Genomic DNA, 16,368 nt, shown 5'->3' on the forward strand with positions numbered 1-16,368 from the left:
GTGCTAACCTAATAATCCTCGAAATTCGAATCGGGCCGTTTCTTCAGCGATTTGCGAAGGCGTGTACGGGGACGCGTAATCGACATCGTGCATAGGTCCGAACAGCCATTTCGTAAGGACGCCTGAAATTAAGGAGACGAGTATATTGACACGAAGAGAAACGTCTGCAAAATGTGGAAGCATCTCCAACTCTATGGCCCGGTTTACATTGTTCTTGAAGGCTTCCTCGAATGCCACCCATGTTTGTGAAACAGCTTCACGGACCGGAGGGTCTGCACCCTGACCTTTAATAAGTAAAAAGGCCATCAAATTCCGGTTATGATCAGCGAATTCAAACAAATCGGTCAACAATCTTGCAGATGAAAGAACCATATCGTCTACAGTGCCTGCATGTTTGCGATAGCCTTGTTCAATGACTCGCGTCAGTTTCTCTTTGCCGTTCTCAATCAGGCGGACCGCGAGCTGCTCTTTACTTTCAAAATACCAGTAAAACGTTCCTTGCGACACGCCTGCGCCTTTGACCACGTCCGAAATCTTCGTATTGTGATACCCTTTGCGTGCAAAAAGTTCTAAAGCTGTTTTCATCAAAATCTGCTCTCGCTGCTGTTCTTCATTGAGTAATGATGCCAGATCCTAAACCCCTTTCCATTAACTGACGAGTCAGTTAAGTTAATTCCGATGGGTTTACTATAGTATAAGAAGCTACTATAGTCAAGTCATAAATTGGCGAGAAGAAAAATGTTTAAATATGGCTTTCGATATTTGAATTAATAAATATTTAAGAATTGGTTCACAATGCTTTCATCTTTAATGCCTATGATTAAGGGAATAGGAGGGTTGCTTTCATGAACAAGAATCGTAAAATTTTAATTTTAACGGCTAGTTATGGAAATGGTCACTTACAGGCTTCACATGCTTTGCAGGAACAATTCGAAAAGCAAGGCGCCAAAGAAGTGATTACGCTTGATCTTATGAAAGAGGGGCATCCTCTGTTAAATACAATCACCGTTTCTTTATATAATAAAAGTACACAAGTGGCCAGAATGGGTCTGGACTATTATGGCTGGAGCTATTATTTTACCCGTGAAGCCGAACACGATGCGTTCATTAATCGTTCCTTAAACATTTTAGGAAGAAAAAAATTAGTGCAAATCATTCAACATGAGCGTCCTGATGCTGTTGTTAATACGTTCCCTTTTGGTGCAACCCCGGAGGTGTGCAAGATTTTTGGCATTCATAACGTTACTGTACTGACTGACTATGCGCTGCATTCCCGCTGGTTTCACCCCAAAGTCGACAAGTATTATGTTGCAACGGAGGAGTTACAACAACAACTTATCCATAAAGGTTTATCGAAAGACCGCATTGAAGTGACGGGCATTCCCATTCGTAAACAATTTAATGAAATAAGTTCGGTCAAGTCTGCGAATATGAAGAAAAGGTCGATTTTAGTCATGGCCGGTGACAGTGGAATCTCAGGCTATATGGAAGAAATCGTACTTTCTTTATTGGCGATTAACGAATCTCAAGTTACCGTCGTATGCGGCAGGAATGAGAAAGTTAAGCATAAATTAGATGCCCTTACTCCGCTGTACCCCAATCTGAACGTTCTCGGGTATGTAAATAATATGCAAGAAGTCATGTCAGAAGCAACTTGTATGGTTACGAAAGCAGGAGGGCTCACCTTGACCGAAGCGATCTCGATGCGCATTCCAATGTTTATCTTTAAACCGTATGCAGGTCAAGAGCGAGAAAACGCCGTATTCCTGTCCGAAAGAGGAGTTGCATCGATCGCCAATAACGTGGGAGAGCTAGCGGCTCAAGTTCAAAAGCTTCTTGACGCTCCACCTCTTCATGAGGAAGTTAAGCGGCGGATGTTAACTCTACAGCGTACTCAAGCTGCTTCCGCCATTGCAAATAGCGTTATGGACAGTATTGATCAATCTGTCTCGCTTTCCGTGTGATAGGACCAACGATTCTACGGATACTTTAGGTAAATTCCAAAAAACTGGATGTGAATCAACGAACTTGATAATACCAAAATCTTTTTCTGGTACCCGGCTCATTAGTATAATCAGTATAGCCATAATTGCAGCTTTGATCAGTTATTACATTTACCTTGTGCATACCGGAGAAGCACAGAGATTAATCGAAACCATCGTAAATATAGGTCCTTTTGGCATTATCATCGGTATTATTGTTCAATCGTTTGCCAATATTATTCCTGTACCGGGGGAATTCATTTCTGTCATTCTCATGGAAGTCTACGGTCCTGTCATGGGTGGCATTTATGCCTGGATTGGTGGCGTTGCCGGAGCAGTTGGGGCTCTGTATCTTACAAAATGGATTGCGAAGCCATTGTTTGGGAACATGGCTCAGCCTTTTTTGCAGAAAGTTGAAGCATATACGCGGAAACATGAAACGTTGGGACTCTTAATGATCCGGTTTGTTCCTTTTGTCCCGTACCACTTTGTTAATTACGCAGCGGGGCTTATAAACGTTAAAATATGGAATTTCATTTGGACTACAGCCTTAGGCATATTACCATATTCCATTGCGATGAGCGGGATCTACGCAGGTGCTCGTCATGGTTCGCTGCTATGGGGAGTTGTTGGTATTGCAGTTTTTATTGCTCTGCTAGCATTAAGTTGGCTATTAAAAAGAAGGAACAAAATTAGTACAATTATTTAGGCAGCATGCCCACAAACGAAAAAGGCAAACTTATCGAAAGATAAGGGCGCAAAGCTACAGGCCTAAGGGACTTTTGTTTCTATGGCGGCTGAGTTGCCGAAATTGTTGGATACGTCAAGCATCCATCATCTTTATTGTTGATGGATTTTTTGTTTTCTATTTTCTGGGAACATATATTAATAGAATTGTAGGAGATGATACATATGGAGATAAAAGAAGAGTCGATGCAATTAAGCGGTACAGCCAGGTTGTTATATTTCGGGCTGATTCCATTATTGTTTACAACGCTGATGGTCGGCACAGGTGTGTATATGATTAATCATGGCAAAGGGGAGACGTTTGCGGGTTTACTCACCCATGCGGGAGAAAGTGTCCTGAAGGCAGGAAAAAGTGTAATTACTAAGAAGCCGGCGACTCCAGCTCCAGCTGCGGCAGGAACTGCCTCAAGCGGAAGTACAAGTACTGGAGCGGGCTCTGCAGGTCCAGCCAACGCAACTGCCGCAGGAACAACTGCCGCAACTCCCGGTGGAACCAATACTGCAAGCGCTCAGCCCGGCTCAACTGCTCCTGCTTTCAACGGTATTCCAGCTTCAGCGCCTGCGGAGGATTTAAAACAGCAAACCGACGCGGCGGCAAGTCAATATGCCGCAATGACGGCAGCCCAGGCTGCGGGGATTCTCGACAATATGACACTCAAAGATGAAGTCTTCAATATGCTCGGTATGAAGCCGCCACAGCGCGCGAACATTTTGGCTAAGATGGACCCGAAAAAAGCTGCGGCTGTCTCCTTGGCGCTTAAGGATTTCCAGCCTGTGAGTTCTGACAATGCAGCAGATGTTCAAAAGAAACTGGACAGCTTACCCGGCAATCCACAGCCGGTGGACGAGCTGGCGAAAACATATAGTCAAATGCCTGCGGCGAGCGCAGCTTCCTTAATAACTGAACTGATGAATACGGACGCCAAGGAAGCGGTTAGCATCATGGCTAGTCTCGATGCCGGTACGAGAGCCGGTATTCTAGCGGCAATGAGCAGCAGCAAAGACCCTGCCGGGTTGAAGGCGGCAACCGCCGTTTCGCAATTGCTGCTTACCACGAAGTGAATTTTTGCAGGTCTTGTCCCTTCCAAAATCAAGCAATTATTTGCTCAGTCAAGTATAAATAAGTATGATTGACGTATCGGATGATACAGGGGATGGACATATTTGAAAGGAGAATTGAAATGAATACCGTTATTGAAACCATTTTAAATCATCGTTCTATTCGTCAATATGAAGATAAGGCATTAACCGATGAGCAAATTCGTTACATAGTGGAATGCGCGCAAGCAGCATCTACATCCAGCCATATCCAGGCATACTCGATTATTGGCGTGAAAAATAAAGAAACAAAACGCCGTTTAGCTGAGCTCGCGGGGAATCAGCCCTACGTAGAGGCGAATGGACATTTCTTTATTTTTTGCGCCGACTTGCACCGTCATGATGTAGCAGGGGAAATGGAAGAAGCGGATTTGACAACGTCGCTTGAAAGTACTGAAAAATTTATGGTCGCATTGATTGATGCCGCGCTTGCTGCCCAAAATGCTGCCATCGCCGCAGAGTCAATGGGACTTGGCATTTGTTATATCGGTGGTCTTCGCAATGAAATAGAAGAAGTAAGCCAATTATTAAAACTGCCGAATCGTGTCGTACCTTTATTTGGATTAACTGTAGGATATCCATTGAATCAATCGGATAAAAAACCTCGATTGCCGCTAGATAATGTATACCATTCGGAGACATATCAACAAGATGAGGCTGTATTCAAACAACAATTAGTAAAATACAACGAACAAACTAGCTCTTACTACCATGAACGAACAAATGGTAAACGAACGGATACGTGGACAGGTCAAATGGCAAAAATGCTGTCCAAGCCGACGCGAATGCATATGAAAGATTTTGTAACGAAAAAGGGATTTAATAAACAGTAACGCCTTCAGCTGAGGGACAAGCTCCTTCATTCACCCGTATTTTCAGCGAAGTTTTACCATTGTGGAATGAGCTGTCTAATCCCCCTCTTACCGCCCTTGCGAAAGCAAGGGCTTTTCTTTTCAGTTCAGAATGTTTAAATCCTTTACAGCAATTGCACAGCTGGAAAGATGTATATCATCGTTGCAGTGGCGAGAGGGTATTGAAGTCGTAACTCTAAGATCGAGGATTAACCACGACAAGTTCGTCCCAAACGAACGGCTTTAATAGGAGGTCGCTCAGTCAAATCAGGAAATTGTAATGTCGAACATTTGACAAAAACAACTGTAAATATTATTATTACAGTATAGCTTTTCATTTCTTTTGACAGGTGGTGTAGGAAGATGACTTTTGAAACAGGCGATTGGGTGCATGGTCGAACAGAAGCTGGGGAACTAGTCCAGGGATACATTGAATCGATTCACGAAATACAGAATCTCGCTAGTGTCAATGTGCTTAGATCCGATAACGAAGAAATTGTTGGTACTATGGTAAAAGTGGCTACTAACAGACTTAAAAAAACGCCCATGATATCAATAAAAGAAGACTCGCGGCTTAGAATACTTATTGATCTTGCATTAGCAGCGCGAGATGAGGCATGGTTTATGGAGCTTTCCGAGCAATTGCTAGCGATATCCAAAGGTAAGGAGAAAGTTGGAAAACTTCCTAACACTGTTGCTATTCCTACGAATCGATTGGGCTTGCCCCGAATTAAATAAAGTTTTTTGTGTGAAACAAAAGACGCGGATTTATCGTTGATAACGATAGATCCGTTTTTTTTGTTTTGTGGAGACGATTTTTATGGGAATTATAGTCATACCCTCCCAAAATTAACCAATGGATCGAATTGTTATCGTATAAAAGTCATCATGGATAAATTTATGAATAAGGGAGAGGGAACTGGATGTTGTTTGTGAAAAAGGCAGTTGCAACAGGTCTCGTGGTTGCTATGATGATGGGAGGCGGTACGGCGGCTTTGGCTCAGGGGAATAACAAAGGTCAAAGTAATAATCTCGATGCCAAAGTTGATATTCATCTGACCTTCGATGATTTACAAAGCGCGGAATGGGCGATCCGCTACATTGCAAGCTTAGCATCCAAGCGCGTATTCGAAGGCTATGAAGACGGTACCTTTAAACCGCATAATACGGTATCGCGAATCGAAGCGATTACGGCGGCGGTACGCTTGATGGGACTTCGTTCACAAGCTGAATCTGCAGCGAAAATGAGCACTAAATTGAATTTTAAAGACGCCAATCAAATTCCTGCATGGGCGGTCGGTTATGTAGCCGTCGCCTTGGAGAACGATTTGTTCTTGGAAAATGACGATATGGTACAGCCGCAAAAGGCCGGAGACCGGCTGTGGGCAACTACGCTGTTGGTCAAAGCATTGAAGCTGGATGCACAAGCGAAGGCGAAAATGAATACGAAGTTATCATTTAAAGATGCCAATCAGATTCCCGCGGGCTCTGTGGGCTATGTAGCGGTCGCCATTGAAAAAGGTTTGGTCGATGGCTTTGAAGACAATACGTTTAGACCGAATCAACCGGTAACACGGGCGCAACTTGCAGCTTTGCTGGATCGTACCGGAGGTCAATTGCCGGATCAAGGAAATAATACGATTACGGGTACCGTTAATTCAGTCGCTAGCAACAATACACTTAGAATTACAAGCGCAGGTACCACGTCTACGTATGCGCTGCACCCGGATGTATTCGTTTACCGAAATGGAGCCAAAGTGAACGTTTCCGCTCTTCAAGCCGGTGATGAAGTGAAAGTCCGTTTGTATAATAATCAAATCGTATTCATTGAAGTGACGAAGGCCGTGCAGGCGATTATCTACAGTGGAACCGTGAGTGCGGCAGTGACTAATAATACGCTTACGCTGACAAAGGCCGGAACGACCTCGACGCTGCCGCTTCATCCGGATGTCGTCGTTTACCGCAATGGCGTTAAAGTAACAGCTTATGATCTTAAAATAGGCGATGAAGTGAATATTCGAACCTCGGATAATAAGGTTATTTATATTGAAGTGACCAAATCGGTAGTGCCTGTCTCAAGCAGCGGCACGGTCACCGCGGCCGTTAGTAATAATGTGCTTCAACTAACGAAGTCGGGAATCACGACGAATTATACGCTGCATCCGGATGTGGTCATCTACCGCAACGGCGTCAAAGTGAATGCTTCTTCATTAAGAGTAGGCGATGAGGTCAATGTCCGTACCTCTGAGAACAAAGTCATCTTCATTGAAGTTACACAAACGGCGCAAGCGATCACGAATAGCGGAACCGTGAGTGCGGCAGTGAGCAATAATGTGCTTAAACTTACGAAATCCGGCGTTAATTTTGAGCTGACTTTGCATCCGGATGTTGTCATTTATCGCAACGGCTTGAAAGTCAATGCGTCCGAACTGAAAGTTGGCGATGAAGTGAATATCCGCACCTCTGACAACAAAGTCATTTACATTGAAGTAACCAAGATGGTTCAACCTATTACAAACAGTGGCACGGTTAGTGCTTTGGTGAGCAACAATGAACTGAGACTCACAAAGTCCGGCGTAACAACGACCTTAGCCCTTCATCCGGATGTCGTCGTATACCGGAACGGCGTGAAAGCTAAAGCTACGGACTTAAAGGTGGGCGATCAGGTCGATATCCGCACTTCCGACAACAAGGTCATCTACATTGAAGTGACCAAAATGATCGATGCGGATCAACCGTTCGAAATTTTAGGTAAGCTGAAAGGCACGACCCTCAATGCACAAGGCGAGATGGCGACGATCTCGATCGTCCAGACCGTCAACGGCAAAGAGCAAACGACGATTTATAATGTGTCTGGAAGCGTCACCCTGAGCGGCAACTTGTCTTTATTTGAAGAAGGTCATCTCATTCAGCTCAATGGGAAGAATAGAGTCGTAACTTCCATAATCATCAAATAATGAAGAGTTCATCGAGGCATACTGCTGCGCAGTGTGTCTTTTTCTTTTAGAAGTGGATGGTCTGGAAATCATCCAAGTGGATGGTGAAACCTGTATCGTTTTCATGTATGCTAGACTTATAAAGAGTTTTCATTACAATCGGAAAAGGTGGGTCAATCCATGAATACCTCTATATACTACGCAGTGTTCTCCATTATTTTATTGTTAGGCCTGGTCGGCACGTTATGGGTCGGTTTCTCCAGGCGGAATCGGGAAGGGGATCAAACCTATTTTCAACGAACAGGCGTGAAATGGATTCGGCTTACTTCCTTTTATGTGATTGCCATTGCTTTAGGGCTGCTGGCTTTAGTCGCTTATATCCGGAGTCTGCTATGATTCCGACAACGAAGACCACATTCCTTTCGCAATAACCATGCGAGGAGATGTGGTCTTTTTTCATTTTCGATGTATTTTTAAAGCTTCATGCAGATGTGTCAGTCCCGGAATTATCTCTTCAATCCTGGGTCTGGCAAAGCTTAAACGAATACAACCGTGATTTGAGCCGTACACGCTTCCGGGGACGAATAAGACGCCACGTTTTATCGCTTCATCCAACAATTTAAAATCGTCGATTTGCCGATTGATCTTGCACCAGATGTTTAGTCCGCCTTGAGGGGGAACGAAAGTGACATCATCGCCCATAATCTCATGCAAGGCTGAGGTAAATATCTTCTTTCTTTCCAACAATGCTTGGCGCAATTGGGCGATTTGATGTTCAAAATGCCCATCCACTATGAAATGATTAGCGACCCATTGCGGGAGGATGCTCAGACCGAAGTCCATTTGCTGCCTGGCATCCGTTAAGCGGCTGATCACCGCTTGTGGGGCGATTAACCAACCAATGCGCAGGCCTGAAGCCGCAAGTTTGGAAAGAGAGCCTACATATAGCACATTACCGGTCTTATCGATGGATTTCAAAGTAGGAGGCGGAGTTCCTTCAAACGCTGTCAATGTAAAAGGATCGTCCTCAACGATGGGAATTCCCAGTTCGGCGGCGATTTCGAGCAATCTTACTCTGCGATCGTGCGCCATTACGGTTCCGGTCGGATTATGGAAGTTGGGATTAACAAAGATCATGCGGATCCGGTGCTGGCGATATAACGTAATAATATCTTCAGGATTGATGCCGCGCTCATCTACAGGTAATCCAAATAAACGCAACCCTGCGGATTGGAACATCGGTAAAGAATAGCTATAAGATGGGTCTTCTATAGCAACTGCGTCTCCAGGACTCAGCAAGCACTGTGTAATTAAATAAAGAGATTGTTGGGATCCGGAAGTAATCAGAATCGACGAGTCCGTACTCGGAATATGAAGCTGCTGCTCGAGAAAGCCGACCAAGCTTTTCCTGAGCGGCGAGAAGCCCTGAGGGTCATCGTAACCAAGACTCTCTTCGAACGGTTGCTTACTCAGAAGTTCGCGAATCAACTCATTAGGGAATAGGTCAGGCGATAGCTCGCCGCTGGCGAAATCAATCACCGAATCCCTAGTGCGGATTTCTTCCCGGATACGGCGTATAAACGGGAGATTCGGCAGAAAGGCGTTGCCTTCCACGTAATGTTTCCAGTTAGGAGCCAGCTTAGGCGTCATCCCCCATTTGTCCTTACTCACCCTCGTTCCGCTTCCTTTTGCGCTTTCGACTAAGCCGGAAGCGCGCAGCTCCTCATAAGCTTGTACAACTGTACTTCGGTTAACGCCCAGCAGGTCTGCTAATTTTCTTTCTGACGGGAGTGCGCTTCCTGGCGGGAATTCACCAAATGAAATTCGACGCTCGATGTTATCGACAATTTGTTGATAGATCGGTTGTTTGCTTGATCGGTCTGGTTTCCACATATGCGTTCATCACCTAAAATTGAATATATCTTACATATCGAAAAAGTGTCCACTTAAATTACAGAAAACTTCAGAAATACTTCAGAAATTCCTTAACTCGTTCTGAAGAATGTCCGGCTAAAATGAGGACATCGTCAGAATAGGGAAAGGATGAAAATTTCGTTATGTTAAAAGCGATTGAAGAGAAGTTTGTGTTCTTATACAAATTTGCAAGAGCACCCAGGCAGATAGGTAGTGTAACGCCAAGTTCGGTCTTTTTGGCCAAAAAAATGATTGAACCCGTTCCGTGGGCACAAGTTAAGTCTGTTGCCGAGCTTGGAGCGGGCACCGGGGCGATAACTAGATATTTGCAAAAAGCGATCGAACCCGATGCGAAGGTGCTCCTGTTTGAGAAAGATCATGATTTACGGGCTAAATTAGCGACCCAATATCCCAATTTTTCTAATTACACGGACGCTTGCCAGCTAGGAACGGCGCTTCAGTGCGAGGGGCTTAGGCAGATCGATTGTATATTGAGCGGACTGCCCTTTTTTAATTTTCCCCAAACATTACGAGAGCGGCTGATGCATCAAATTGTAACATCACTCAAACCGGGCGGGTTATTTATCGCTTTTCAATATTCCCAGCAAATGAGAAAACAGCTGAGCAGACAGCTTTACATCGAAAAGGTTCACTTCGTTCCATGGAATGTTCCGCCTGCTTTCGTCTATGTGTGTCGCAAACAACCTGAGCCTGTTCAATGCTAAATTTGCTAAGAAACTTATCGGGAAATATGGTAACTTTGGAGGTAACTGGTGATAAGGAGGAAGGCATGATGACGCAAAGGATATTAGTGACAGATGACGATCCGGAAATTCGGGATGTCATTCGGATTTACTTGCGTAATGAAGGCTTTCAGGTCTATGAAGCTGAGAACGGCATTCAAGCATTGGAGCGGGTTCGAGATCAACAGATTGATCTCATTATACTGGATATCATGATGCCCGTTATGGATGGTATTCATGCTTGCATGAAAATGAGAGAAATGACGAACGTCCCGATCATTATGCTATCGGCCAAAGGAGAGGATATTGATAAAATAACCGGCCTGACAACCGGAGCGGACGACTATGTGGTCAAACCGTTTAACCCCTTGGAGCTTATAGCCAGAGTGAAAGCACAGTTCCGAAGGTTGGCATTGACAGGGACGCCTAACGGTAAACCGGTTGATAAAACGATCATTGAAATCGATGATCTTATTATTGACATTAATCGTCATACCGTCTCAGTGCGTGGGGAGAACGTATCGCTGACTCCGCTTGAATTTTCGATCCTTGAGCTGATGGCCAGCCATCGCGGGCAAGTGTTTAATATAGAAAAAATATACCAAAGCGTGTGGAAAGAAGATAAGTTTTTATCGGATAATACCGTCATGGTCCACATTCGTAATATTCGTGAGAAAATCGAAGTAAATCCACGCGAACCTCAATATATCAAAACGGTCTGGGGAGTGGGGTATAAAGTTGAATAGGGACCTGTTAACGATATTAAACTGGAACAAAAATATACGGGGCAGACTGTTCTGGATGGCCTTGCTCAGTTTTTTCCTCGCGGTTTTCACCTCGTACTTGCTTGATTTTTTACTCATCCGCATTACTGGGGCTACGATCAGTTTTTTAATTCTGCTGTTTTTGTTCTTATTTTATTTTTTCCTGTTTACCCGGCCCATTGTCCGTTATATGCGAACAATGGCTGACGGTCTTATGTCCATAGCGAATGGCAATCTAGACTGCCGTGTCCCGCTAACAAGACAGGATGAGCTTGGGAACGTAGCAAAAAACATAAACTATATGGCGGAACAATTGCAGATTATGATGAAAAGAGAGCGCCAAATCGAAACGTCCAAGATGGAGCTGATTTCGAACATTTCCCATGACTTGCGGACTCCATTAACAAGTATGATGGGATATTTGAATTTAATGAAAAACGATGACTATCAAAATTTAGAGGAACATAAAAGGTATGTGAACAACGCCTTTAACAAGACGGAGCAACTAAAAAAACTGATCGACGACTTATTTGAGTATACCCGATTGACCAGCGGAGCGGTTCAGCTCTCTTTCCAATCCATTGATCTGACCGCGCTGATGGATCAAATCATCATCGAGTTCGAGCCGATCGCACAGGAGTATGAGTTGACCGTTGTCAAACAGTGGGAAGCGAAACCGATGGGGCATATCGATGTAGAGAAATTCGTCCGCGCGATCGATAATTTATTCATGAATGCGCTTAAATTTTCCCTCAAACCTGGCAAGATCACGGTTCGACTTAAAGTAAGAGAGCAGCATATTGGCATCGAGGTCGAAAACCGTGGTACGCCAATCATGCAGGAGCAAGAGCAGAGGCTCTTCGAACGTTTCTATAAAGCAGAACCTTCGCGGCATCATGACACTATAGAGCAAGGATCCGGCTTAGGGCTGTCCATTGCCAAAAATATTATTGAGCTGCACGAAGGACGGATGAGGCTTGAGCATAGGGAAGGACTTTTTACCTTTATCATTGAAATTCCACGGTGTTAGGAACACCGTCATATGCTATCATGAAGGGACGAAGTTAAGAATAAAGGAGCACGAACCTACATGATCAGACGTTCACCCTATGTACTGCTCGTCATTGCAACTTGCATATGGGGAGGAAACTTTGTTGCCGGCAAAGTTTTAGTCACGCACATCCCGCCGCTTACGCTCGCAGCTATTCGTTGGGGCATAGCCTTTCTATGTCTCCTACCATTCTTCGGAAAACAGGTCTGGCAGCTGCGCGGCGACTTTCTCCGTAACTGGAAAATGTTGATCTTCCTGTCTGTGACAGGAGTTGCCGGATTTAACACATTGACCTATGCGGCGGTTCAATTCACCGGCTCGATCAATGCCTCGTTAATGAATTCGGCGACGCCCATCATGGTTGTCATTCTCGCATGGCTCGTGATGAAAGAGCGCTTCGCCTGGTCGGCACTGCCAGGAATTCTCCTCTCTATGGCGGGTGTGTTTTGGATCATCGGGCGGGGGAGTCTGCAGGCTTTGCTTACCCTTTCTTTTAATAAAGGGGATCTCCTGATGCTGCTGGCGATTCTATGCTGGTCGCTTTATTCGGTCGGTATGAAGCGGGTTGCGGGCCGCTTTCCGTCCAGTGCTTTTTTATTAGCGCAGGTTGTTGTGGCCATGCTTCTGTTAATCCCATTATCGGCTGCGGAAATGTTCATAGTTGCTCCTGCCATCACATGGAGTCCGGCCGTACTTACGGGATTACTGTACATTGGCTTATTTGCCTCTATTATTGCTTTTCTCTCATGGAATCGTGCTATCGAGTTGGCAGGCCCGCAGCGATGTGCCGGGTTTTTGAATCTCATCCCGCTGTTTAGCGCTATTTTTGCAACTGGCTTTACCGGGGAGTCGCTTCATCTGTATCATTGGCTTGGTGCTGCACTTATTGTGGCGGGTGTCTATGTGACGAATATAGCGATCAAGCGGGATCGATCCCGGGGAAAAGAAAGCATCGCGTGAATGCGTTCCTTAACGCAACGGGGGGCGGTGATGTAATTTCGCCCTCGGTTTTTAATCTTATTTTCAGGTAGAATTTAGATTATTTTAAGGTTCAGGACATATTTCATTCATAACTCTGGAGTAATATGGTCAATGACGAATTTTACTTTCGGAAGGATATGAGTGGAGTGAATAAAAAAAAGAAAAAACATGTCCGAAGAGGTACGGAAATGACTTTACCAGTTGCGTCTGTTGCAGCTGCCGGTAAAGGCAAAGCGGCGTTTTACTGGCCGACGGAGGGTTGGCGAACAACTTCGCCGGAAGAGCAGGGCATGGACTCCTCACAGCTGGCGGATGTGATGAACGAATTTCGAAATCGCGAAGTGCACAGTATGGTTATCATCCGTAACGGATACTTAGTTGCTGAAGCTTATAACGAGAATAATCAAATCGATACACCTCAAGATACGCGTTCGGTAACAAAAGGCATAACGTCGGCACTGACGGGCATTGCGCTTGCTGAGCAAAAACTGAAAAGTATCGACCAAAGGCTCTCGGATTTTTTTCCGGAGTTAGCGAAAGTGCCTTTAAAATTCGAAATCGCGATCAAGCATCTGCTATACATGGCCTCAGGACTGGAATGGCCTGATGAGCACGAACAATCCTCTCAAGAGATGATGTATTCAGCAGACTGGATTCAAACAATTTTGGATAAACCTGCTGCGAATAAACCGGGTACGCAATTTAATTACAGCAATGGAGACGCGCATCTATTATCCGCTGTAGTGCAAAAAGCAACTGGAGAATCGCTATTTGAATATGCAAAATCCCGTTTGTTCGCGCCGCTCGGCATTACGCGTGTCAATTGGAATCATGATCCTCAAGGGTACAGCATCGGATCATGGGCGTTGGCACTGACTGCGCGCGATATGGCGAAGATCGGTCTGCTATATATGAAAGAAGGCGAGTGGGACGGTAGACAGGTCATCCCTAAACGATGGATTAAGGAGACGCTCACTCCGCGAATCGTACATCGATATAAGAATGGTGAACAAGGTGGATATGGCTACTACTGGTGGCTCAAAACATTATCACGTGGACGCTTTGACGGCGATACTAAGAAGTATGAAACGTTCTACGCAGCTGGATCAGGGGGACGGCGAATTTTTGTCATTCCCGAATTGAAGTTGATCGTAGCCCTCACGGCACATACAGCCGATGTGGATATGCCCGAACAAGTACTTCAAAGTGTCGTACGCTCCATACAATCTGCGCATCCGCTGCCTGAAAACACTGAAGGAATGAACAAGTTGAATCAAGCCGTGCTTTCGTTCAAAGAGGCTGCTGAGCTAGTATTATAATTAGAATACGACTGGAATCTCTCAGGAGGGATTCCAGTCGTTTTTGATTAAGGCATCATTTAATGCGAAGCGGGGACTTGACCGTCCTGCTGCGCTGGATCAAGCTTTTCCTTGCTCATCGCGATGGCGCACACAAGTGCGATTACGGCTGGAACGACCGTCCAGGCGAAGGTGTAGACAATGGAGGAAGAGAGGGCTCCCGTAATTTTATCCAAAATCGGTGTAGGAATTGCTGCTCGTTTGCTCGGATCCAGCAGGCTGTGAGGATCGCTCGTTTGCATGCCTTGTGGTGTGGGGCCACCCCCCGTAAATGCATCTGCCAGCTTTCGGGTAAACGCATGGCTTTGGATGATCCCGAATACGGTTATGCCCAGCGTCATCCCCATGGAACGAAGGAAGTTCAGCGTTGAACTGGCGGAGCCGCGCTGTCTCGCATCGAACAAATGAATGGCGGCGTTGCTTAGGACGGAGAATGAGGCTCCGATGCCAAGTCCGACGATGACCATATAAATCGTGACGAGCCATCGCGGCGACGCTGCTGACAACGTGGTTAGCAATGCCGTGCCGCCAACCAGGATAACGGAAGCCGGTATCATGATGGCCCGATAACTGACTTTGGTCATCAAGAAACCGCCGCCGGTTGCCGTCACAACGGAGCCGAGCATCATCGGGAGCAAAACGAGCCCTGAATTCGTAGCCGATCCGCCGAGTACGCCTTGAATGAAAATTGGGATATATACCGATGCGGTAATGAAAGCCGCACCGCTGAAAATGGCGACGGCATTGCTCGTGGCATACAGTCGTTTCGTAAACATGCTGAACGATATGATCGGCTCTGCCACCCGGGTTTCTACGAACAAGAAAATCACGGTCAATACGGCGAAACCTGCGAACAAACCGAGAATGACGGTTGAATCCCAGGCATATTTCTTACCGCCGAGCTCCAGGGCAAACATGAGACAAATGACCGCTCCGACGAGTGAGAACGCGCCCCACCAATCGATCTTTTGCTTCGAGTGCTCATGCGATTCCTGATAGAAGAAGGCGATGAAAATAAAAGCAATAATGCCCAGCGGGAGATTGATGTAGAACACCCAATGCCAATTCACGTAATCCGTGATGTAGGCGCCCAGCAGCGGGCCGAAAATGCTCGACATCCCAAAGACGGCGCCGAACAATCCGCCAAGTTTGCCGCGAGTCTCCAGCGGGACGGCATCGAACATGATGGTAAACGCGATAGGGACTAGAGCGCCGCCGCCGATTCCTTGCACGGCCCTGTAAATGCTGAGCTGGATGATGGAATTCGCAGTTCCGCAGAGAATGGAGCCCAGCATAAAAAGGATAATGCCGAAAATGAAAAACCGTTTACGTCCATACATATCGGACAACTTGCCGAAGATCGGCATCCCGGCCATTTCGGCCACCATGTAGGCGGATGTGACCCAAACGAATTTGTCGAGGCCGCCTAGTTCGCCGACGATGGTTCCCATTGCTGTGGATACGATTGTATTATCCATGGAAGCCATCAAAATGCCAAGCAGTAATCCGGCGATGACGATGCCTAAGTTTTTGTTTTTATTTTGTGCAGACATATCATGCTTTTCCTCACTTTCACTTTTCCGTACTAGTTTGCCTCTAAATAGGCGATCCTACTAAATAATAATCTTGACGTTCTGAAGATTCGCCTTAAACCCTTGTCGGTATGCCCCGGATTAAATCGGATGTTATTTTTTGATCGACCAAATGACTCATCACCTGATTTACAATATAAGGCTTTTCCGTCATTGGAAAATGACTTATCTCCCCAATAGAGGGGCGGAATGCCCTAAATGTCTACAGTTCCCACTTACCCGTCGTGGAAAGAACCAAGGTCGCTAATAGAGAACATTTTGACGCACTTGACGGGTAAATGACCACCAATCAGATGAAGTAAAATAGTTTGTGTACCAATATTTGGAGTATTCCCTTCAAATAAAAAGGCA

15 protein-coding genes and 1 riboswitch are annotated in these 16,368 nt (G+C 45.5%); of the genes, 12 read left to right on the plus strand and 3 right to left on the minus strand.

Annotated elements, in window-relative coordinates; all coding sequences use genetic code 11:
* Positions 1–3 precede the first annotated feature (3 nt).
* Positions 4–585: a TetR/AcrR family transcriptional regulator gene (locus ACFQZT_RS33390; RefSeq protein WP_379307478.1), complete on the minus strand. Its 582-nt coding sequence runs from the start codon at positions 583–585 to the stop codon at positions 4–6.
* A 260-nt stretch (positions 586–845) separates the two neighbouring features.
* Here ACFQZT_RS33390 and ACFQZT_RS33395 point away from each other — a divergent pair, with 260 nt between their 5' ends.
* From ACFQZT_RS33395 to ACFQZT_RS33425, 7 genes are all read left to right on the plus strand, one after another.
* Complete coding sequence (locus ACFQZT_RS33395; protein ID WP_379307480.1) at positions 846–1,964, plus strand: MGDG synthase family glycosyltransferase; 1,119 nt, start codon at positions 846–848, stop codon at positions 1,962–1,964.
* A gap of 64 nt (positions 1,965–2,028) precedes the next feature.
* Complete coding sequence (locus tag ACFQZT_RS33400; protein WP_379307482.1) at positions 2,029–2,691, plus strand: TVP38/TMEM64 family protein; 663 nt, start codon at positions 2,029–2,031, stop codon at positions 2,689–2,691.
* Positions 2,692–2,704: 13 nt separating this feature from the next.
* A riboswitch (cyclic di-GMP riboswitch) is annotated at positions 2,705–2,792 on the plus strand.
* 102 nt (positions 2,793–2,894) lie between these two features.
* Positions 2,895–3,791, plus strand: coding sequence for a hypothetical protein (locus ACFQZT_RS33405; protein ID WP_379307484.1), 897 nt, complete (start codon positions 2,895–2,897; stop codon positions 3,789–3,791).
* A 119-nt stretch (positions 3,792–3,910) separates the two neighbouring features.
* Positions 3,911–4,660, plus strand: coding sequence for an oxygen-insensitive NADPH nitroreductase (gene nfsA, locus ACFQZT_RS33410; protein ID WP_379307486.1), 750 nt, complete (start codon positions 3,911–3,913; stop codon positions 4,658–4,660).
* 381 nt (positions 4,661–5,041) lie between these two features.
* Positions 5,042–5,416, plus strand: coding sequence for an IDEAL domain-containing protein (locus tag ACFQZT_RS33415; protein WP_379307487.1), 375 nt, complete (start codon positions 5,042–5,044; stop codon positions 5,414–5,416).
* Between the two features lie 185 nt (positions 5,417–5,601).
* A complete protein-coding gene (locus tag ACFQZT_RS33420) occupies positions 5,602–7,635 on the plus strand; it encodes an S-layer homology domain-containing protein (protein WP_379307489.1) in 2,034 nt (677 codons plus the stop codon).
* 159 nt (positions 7,636–7,794) lie between these two features.
* Positions 7,795–8,010, plus strand: a complete 216-nt coding sequence (locus ACFQZT_RS33425; RefSeq protein ID WP_379307491.1) for a hypothetical protein — start codon at positions 7,795–7,797, stop codon at positions 8,008–8,010.
* 60 nt (positions 8,011–8,070) lie between these two features.
* On the opposite strand, the gene pdxR is transcribed toward ACFQZT_RS33425, so the two are convergent.
* Positions 8,071–9,507, minus strand: a complete 1,437-nt coding sequence (pdxR, locus tag ACFQZT_RS33430) for a MocR-like pyridoxine biosynthesis transcription factor PdxR (RefSeq protein WP_379307493.1) — start codon at positions 9,505–9,507, stop codon at positions 8,071–8,073.
* Positions 9,508–9,671: 164 nt separating this feature from the next.
* Here pdxR and ACFQZT_RS33435 point away from each other — a divergent pair, with 164 nt between their 5' ends.
* From ACFQZT_RS33435 to ACFQZT_RS33455, 5 genes are all read left to right on the plus strand, one after another.
* Positions 9,672–10,253, plus strand: coding sequence for a class I SAM-dependent methyltransferase (locus tag ACFQZT_RS33435; RefSeq protein ID WP_379307495.1), 582 nt, complete (start codon positions 9,672–9,674; stop codon positions 10,251–10,253).
* A gap of 68 nt (positions 10,254–10,321) precedes the next feature.
* On the plus strand, positions 10,322–11,017 hold the full coding sequence (locus ACFQZT_RS33440) for a response regulator transcription factor (RefSeq protein ID WP_379307507.1): 696 nt from the start codon (positions 10,322–10,324) through the stop codon (positions 11,015–11,017).
* A complete protein-coding gene (locus ACFQZT_RS33445; protein WP_379307497.1) occupies positions 11,010–12,065 on the plus strand; it encodes a sensor histidine kinase in 1,056 nt (351 codons plus the stop codon). Before ACFQZT_RS33440 ends, ACFQZT_RS33445 begins: the two co-directional genes overlap by 8 nt.
* Positions 12,066–12,125: 60 nt before the next feature.
* Positions 12,126–13,046, plus strand: coding sequence for a DMT family transporter (locus ACFQZT_RS33450; RefSeq protein ID WP_379307499.1), 921 nt, complete (start codon positions 12,126–12,128; stop codon positions 13,044–13,046).
* 209 nt (positions 13,047–13,255) lie between these two features.
* Positions 13,256–14,386: a serine hydrolase domain-containing protein gene (locus tag ACFQZT_RS33455; protein ID WP_379307501.1), complete on the plus strand. Its 1,131-nt coding sequence runs from the start codon at positions 13,256–13,258 to the stop codon at positions 14,384–14,386.
* Positions 14,387–14,445: 59 nt separating this feature from the next.
* Here the strand turns inward: ACFQZT_RS33455 and ACFQZT_RS33460 are convergent, their stop codons facing one another.
* The gene (locus ACFQZT_RS33460; RefSeq protein ID WP_379307503.1) at positions 14,446–15,978 is read right to left on the minus strand and encodes an MDR family MFS transporter; all 1,533 of its coding nucleotides are present in this window, start codon (positions 15,976–15,978) and stop codon (positions 14,446–14,448) included.
* Between the last annotated feature and the right edge of the window lie 390 nt (positions 15,979–16,368).

The organism is Paenibacillus sp. GCM10027628 (assembly GCF_042676385.1).
GTDB lineage: Bacteria > Bacillota > Bacilli > Paenibacillales > NBRC-103111 > Paenibacillus_E.

Coding starts and splice junctions, on each gene's coding strand:
- ACFQZT_RS33390 (WP_379307478.1), bottom strand. CDS start 585: ATGAAAACAGCTTTAGAACTTTTTGCACGCAAAGGGTATCACAATACG.
- ACFQZT_RS33395 (WP_379307480.1), top strand. CDS start 846: ATGAACAAGAATCGTAAAATTTTAATTTTAACGGCTAGTTATGGAAAT.
- ACFQZT_RS33405 (WP_379307484.1), top strand. CDS start 2,895: ATGGAGATAAAAGAAGAGTCGATGCAATTAAGCGGTACAGCCAGGTTG.
- nfsA (WP_379307486.1), top strand. CDS start 3,911: ATGAATACCGTTATTGAAACCATTTTAAATCATCGTTCTATTCGTCAA.
- ACFQZT_RS33415 (WP_379307487.1), top strand. CDS start 5,042: ATGACTTTTGAAACAGGCGATTGGGTGCATGGTCGAACAGAAGCTGGG.
- ACFQZT_RS33420 (WP_379307489.1), top strand. CDS start 5,602: ATGTTGTTTGTGAAAAAGGCAGTTGCAACAGGTCTCGTGGTTGCTATG.
- ACFQZT_RS33425 (WP_379307491.1), top strand. CDS start 7,795: ATGAATACCTCTATATACTACGCAGTGTTCTCCATTATTTTATTGTTA.
- pdxR (WP_379307493.1), bottom strand. CDS start 9,507: ATGTGGAAACCAGACCGATCAAGCAAACAACCGATCTATCAACAAATT.
- ACFQZT_RS33435 (WP_379307495.1), top strand. CDS start 9,672: ATGTTAAAAGCGATTGAAGAGAAGTTTGTGTTCTTATACAAATTTGCA.
- ACFQZT_RS33440 (WP_379307507.1), top strand. CDS start 10,322: ATGACGCAAAGGATATTAGTGACAGATGACGATCCGGAAATTCGGGAT.
- ACFQZT_RS33450 (WP_379307499.1), top strand. CDS start 12,126: ATGATCAGACGTTCACCCTATGTACTGCTCGTCATTGCAACTTGCATA.
- ACFQZT_RS33455 (WP_379307501.1), top strand. CDS start 13,256: ATGACTTTACCAGTTGCGTCTGTTGCAGCTGCCGGTAAAGGCAAAGCG.
- ACFQZT_RS33460 (WP_379307503.1), bottom strand. CDS start 15,978: ATGTCTGCACAAAATAAAAACAAAAACTTAGGCATCGTCATCGCCGGA.